At 48.2% G+C, this 4,699-nt stretch carries 7 protein-coding genes; 1 reads left to right on the top strand and 6 read right to left on the bottom strand.

The genetic code is table 11. The annotated features are described in order from the left end of the window. From IQ260_RS27905 to IQ260_RS27890, 4 genes are all read right to left on the bottom strand, one after another. Window positions 1-210: DUF2231 domain-containing protein (locus IQ260_RS27905; RefSeq protein ID WP_322745065.1), on the bottom strand; the 210-nt coding region annotated here is incomplete at its 3' end. Then, window positions 207-707 carry a DUF2231 domain-containing protein gene (locus IQ260_RS27900; RefSeq protein ID WP_193996340.1) on the bottom strand — a complete coding sequence of 167 codons (501 nt, stop codon included), beginning with the start codon at window positions 705-707 and terminating at the stop codon, window positions 207-209. The genes IQ260_RS27900 and IQ260_RS27905, both read right to left, overlap by 4 nt. Window positions 708-737: 30 nt before the next feature. Further along, window positions 738-875: a hypothetical protein gene (locus tag IQ260_RS27895; RefSeq protein WP_193996339.1), complete on the bottom strand. Its 138-nt coding sequence runs from the start codon at window positions 873-875 to the stop codon at window positions 738-740. A gap of 219 nt (window positions 876-1,094) precedes the next feature. Next, window positions 1,095-1,406, bottom strand: a complete 312-nt coding sequence (locus tag IQ260_RS27890) for an ArsR/SmtB family transcription factor (RefSeq protein ID WP_193996338.1) — start codon at window positions 1,404-1,406, stop codon at window positions 1,095-1,097. Window positions 1,407-1,546: 140 nt separating this feature from the next. On the opposite strand from IQ260_RS27890, the gene IQ260_RS27885 reads away from it, so the two are divergent. After that, the gene (locus IQ260_RS27885) at window positions 1,547-1,717 is read left to right on the top strand and encodes a metallothionein (protein ID WP_193996337.1); all 171 of its coding nucleotides are present in this window, start codon (window positions 1,547-1,549) and stop codon (window positions 1,715-1,717) included. A gap of 135 nt (window positions 1,718-1,852) precedes the next feature. Here IQ260_RS27885 and IQ260_RS27880 read toward each other — a convergent pair whose 3' ends face one another. Next, window positions 1,853-3,370, bottom strand: coding sequence for a phosphomannomutase/phosphoglucomutase (locus IQ260_RS27880; RefSeq protein ID WP_193996336.1), 1,518 nt, complete (start codon window positions 3,368-3,370; stop codon window positions 1,853-1,855). A 204-nt stretch (window positions 3,371-3,574) separates the two neighbouring features. Beyond that, on the bottom strand, window positions 3,575-4,699 hold a 1,125-nt coding region (locus IQ260_RS27875), incomplete at its 5' end, for a mechanosensitive ion channel family protein (protein ID WP_193996335.1).

The raw sequence follows: 4,699 nt of genomic DNA, 5'->3' as shown, positions 1-4,699 counted from the left end.
GCCCACATCAAAAAAATTAGAGCGGGTGGCGGGAATAGCCAACAATTTGAACACGGGCTTTTCCAAGGGAAACAAGACACCGACAATATCAAACCCAATGGCCACAATAAACAACCCCAGGGTAAGGTGCACAAAATTAGGATGGATCGGAATCTGATAGGGGAGCCCATTCACCCCTAGCTGCAGCTGATCAATCAACTCTGAATTCACTGAAAGACCCCCTCTCTGGTAGCTTCCACGACAGGGACTGTATGCAACCCATAAACCCACACCAGTAAATCACCCAGATAAACCTGGAAAAATACCAGTCCGATTAGCAAAACACCCGCACCTAAAAATGGGGCTGGCAGCGTTTGGGGATCGCGAATACGTAGGATATAGCGCCATGCTGTCACAGCTGCGATAATCCCTGACAGCGACCAGCCAATCAGGGTATGTAAATTGAGGGTAGGTTCTGCCGCTGTGTAAGGATCGGATAATCCTGCTTCAACCTGTCCAAAAATCACAGCAATAAAGATAGAAACGGTGGCAAAACATAGATTCCACCAGCTCACCTCGTAAAGACGAAAATTACGCGTAAAGTAGCCGATAAAATCACATAAAACAGCAAACAACACCATCGCAATCACAAAATGCACCACAATCGGATGGATTGTATCGGGATAGGGCAAATTATGATCGTTGAGTGGAGGCAGATACTCAAACATATTTCAATAACAACGATAGAAATAAAGGTGCTAGAACAAAGCACACAGGCCTGAAAAGGCAAACTCAGTCTGAACTTTTACAATCAGCGCTGTAAATACAATCATATTCAAGGCAATTAGCATTAAAAGCGTATGAACTTGCTCTTCTCCTAATCCGTCCAGATTCATCGTAGTCTCTCCCATGCTGACATCATGATTCACACTAGGGCTGTGATAGATGTTCTACTTTCTTAGTCTCAATACATCTGACTCTGAAATTGATATAACTCTATGTCAAACGACAAACTGTCGGAGTATGTGAAAAGAAACGTCCACCTAGGCCTGAAATAATCACCCCTAAAGTCTAGCCCTTTAGACAGCGTTTAGACGGATGATTATCAGCAAGTCTTAAGGCTCATCCAAGTGCTCGGACACATCGCGGTAGAGATTAAAAATATGGTGATCTTTTAGACAGTACAGGACGTTACGCCCCTGCTTACGATATTTGACCAGACGCGAATTTCGTAGAATTCTTAGCTGGTGAGAAACCGCTGATTCACTCATGTCCACCATTGCCGCCAAATCCCTTACCCGCAGTTCCTGTGTTGCCAATGCTGACAGGATCCGCCAGCGGTTGGGATCGCTTAGCACCCCAAAAAACTCGGCCATTCGCTGAGCTTTTTCAACACTGAGCACACTGGGCAGGACATCCTTAGTCATAGAGCAATCAATCTCACCGGTTTTTTATGCAAAACCCAAATACCTGAACACCTGTTCATGTGTTAGATTAAAACCATGAACGATTGTTCAGGTATTTCATCGTTCAGCATCTTGATTCTACCTAGAAAGGAGTCTTTACCATGGCGACTGTCACTCAAATGAAATGTGCCTGTGAGTCTTGTCTATGTATTGTTGATACTAGTCAGGCGATTCAGAAAGATGGCCAGTACTACTGCAGCGAAGGCTGTGCCGGCGGTCATGCCGATAACACCGCTGGCTGTGGACACACAGGTTGTAATTGCCATAAATAAGTAGCCCCCCTAAGCAGCCCCCATTGAATCCTTTAAGGGGCGCTAGGGAATGGAACGAGTTTCGACTCCGCTCAACCTACTCATCTCGAGAGTTGAGCGGAGTCGAAACCGGATGGAGCTGATACGGCACGGTTATCAAAAAGCCGATAAATCTAAGGACTCAATAGCATTAAAAAACGTCAGCAACCGCTCGATGATTTTAGCAACACCGCCTTCCACATTGGATTCAATATTCAAAGGTAGGACCGGATCGTGGAGAGACAGTCTGAGCAAAAACCACCCATCTTCTTCTGGAGATGAACAGGCTACCCGTACACCTTCATAGTTATTGGGAGCCAACGACCAGTCAGACTGTTGCTCAACAAAGCTTTTGAGCTGTTCAATCACACTCTCACCATGGGCCTTAAAGTCATCCACCCCGATCTGAATGCGGATCTCTCGACTCTCTTTGGGTTCTTTGAGCGTTGCTATCAGTTCTGTTAATGTACGCTGTGATTGATGTGCTTTAGCCAGCTCAATCAACAACTTACTGACCAGATAAGCCCCATCATCTAAAAAATAGTTTTCCTGCATGGCCCCGTGACCCGAGGTTTCGATCGCTAGCCAAGACTCTTCTCCCGTTTGGTTGAGACGGACGGCTTCGTTGATCACATTTTTGTAACCGCGCTTAAAGCGTTGGTGTTTACCCTGTAAATCTTGCTCGATAAACTGGGTCAGGCCATCGGAGGTGATGGAGTCAGTAACAATGGTGGAGCCCGGATGTTCCCGCAGGACAACGGCGGAAATTAGGGCAATTAGACGATTGCGGTTGAGTTCTTGACCCTGGTGGTCCACAGCAGCAGAGCGGTCCACATCGGTATCAAAGATGATGCCAAAGTCTGCCTGATGGGCCAGCACTGCCTGACAGATAGAGGCCATCGCCTCAGCATTTTCGGGGTTAGGGATGTGGTTTGGAAACATACCATCGGGGTCTAGAAACTGGCTGCCGGTGGTATCAGCCCCCAGCGGTTCAAGCACTTTGCTGGCATAGAACCCCCCGGCACCATTACCAGCATCAACAATAATGTTGAGTCCCCGTAGGGGTTGGTCAAAGTTCTCAGGGTGATTGACGGCAGTACGGATCTTCTCTACTAGCTGACCAGCATAGACAGAGATAAAGTCTCGAGATGTGATAGTCCCAGCCGTGGCTGCGGTTGAGAACTTATTTTGTTTAGCTAGGGTGAGAATTTCTGTAATGTCTGGTTTGCCCAGACCCCCCTGAGCCGTAAAAAACTTTAGGCCATTGCGATTGAAAGGCAGGTGACTGGCGGTCATCATGATGGCACCATCGCAGTCGAAGTCAGGGGTAACGGTGCTCATGAACATGGCCGGGGTGGAGGCTATGCCGAAATCGTACACTTGAGCACCTAAGGAGGCCATTCCGTCCATGACGCTTTGCATGAGGACAGGGCCAGATAAACGGCTGTCGCGACCGACTGCGAGCTTTAGAGCTGTAGTCGTACTGAGCTTAGTGGCGAGCCAGGTGGTGAAGGCTTGGCCCAGGCGCTCGGCAATTTCTGGGGTGAGGTTAACAGGTTCATTGGGAACACCGGCAATGGCAACACCACGGATGTCCGAACCATTTTGAAGCTTTTTCCAGTTGAAATCTTGCATGGGGATGGGGGATCAGTCGGGTTTGCATAGGGCTATGTTGAGTATGACTGCAGGGATGAAAAATAGGGAAAATCCACTAATTTTGTTAAACCCAACTGCATTAGATTTTGACAAAATGCAAATTTTTCGAGATACCCATCAATATCCTGAGACTTGACGGTTGAGAGCCTTGCCGTTGCCCGTTTGCAAAACTAACCAGCCTGTCTAGGATTCCTTTAAGGTGGCATTAGAGTCTACGTCTGCACTTTTTTGCTCGGACTTAAGCACGGCAGGTACATCCTTGACCAGCAGCGTATAAATTTCTGTTGGCATTTCGATTTCCTGTTCCTGCAACGCTTCTTTAATGGTTTGGGTGACGATGGATGTAGTTTCTAAAAAGCCTGCCCGCCGGGAGTCGACCCAAAAGCGTACTTCTAGATTTACAGTACTGGCTGCTAGCTCGCGGACGAGGATTTGGGGGACGGGGTTAGGCTGGACGTCTTCTAAGGATGAGATCGCACTCCCAATCACCTGCCGCGCCCTAGTAATATCAGCATCATAGTCAATACCCACCATCACTGAACTACGCAGATAGCTAGCCGCCGTATTGTTGGTAATACTTGCCTGAAACACCTCCTGATTAGGCAAGTAAATCATACGGCCATTGTAGGTTTTTAAGGTTGTTGACCGCAGCTGTACCTGAATGATTGTTCCCTCATAGCCCTCAATGACCACCTGGTCACCAATGTGAAACGGTCTCGCCGCCAGCAAGATAACCCCTGAAATGTAGTTACTCAGCACATCCTTTAAGCTGAAACCAATGGCGACGCTGGTTAAACCCAAAGCCCCCAACATAGTGGCAAAGTCGATACCCCATACTCCCAGCGCCACCACCGCACCCGCGATCCACACACCGCCATAGCCAAGACGACCAATGAGAACTTCTGTGCTATGGTCTCCTTCTGTCTGTTGTGCCCATCGAAATGCACTATAACGCACACCCTTGGCCAGTAGCCAGGTGATGAAAATGACAATGATAACTCCGAGCAGCGCTGGAATACTGTTGATGGCATCTTTCCCTAGCTGACGGAGAGTGCCGTCAAGTCTCTGCAGCACATCGATAGCCACTGGAGGTTTTTCAAAACTTTGGCTCAGGCGGTTGGCCCAGTCATCAGCTAACTGGGCTAGCGGCAGCCCAAAATCCTGAGCATCCTGCTCTGTTACCGTCATCAAGACGCGATTGTTTGCCTGAATATTAATTAGGGGCTGGTTAGCAACTGGGGCTACAGTTACTGTTGCTTGGGTGTCCGTACCCTCCAGCAAACTAGCCACCCGACGATTGATAATGGC

It is taken from the genome of Leptolyngbya cf. ectocarpi LEGE 11479 (assembly GCF_015207065.1).
Taxonomy (GTDB): domain Bacteria; phylum Cyanobacteriota; class Cyanobacteriia; order Phormidesmidales; family Phormidesmidaceae; genus Leptothoe; species Leptothoe ectocarpi.
Note: the sequence above shows the minus strand (reverse complement) of the source record. Positions and strands in the feature narration are given on the sequence as shown.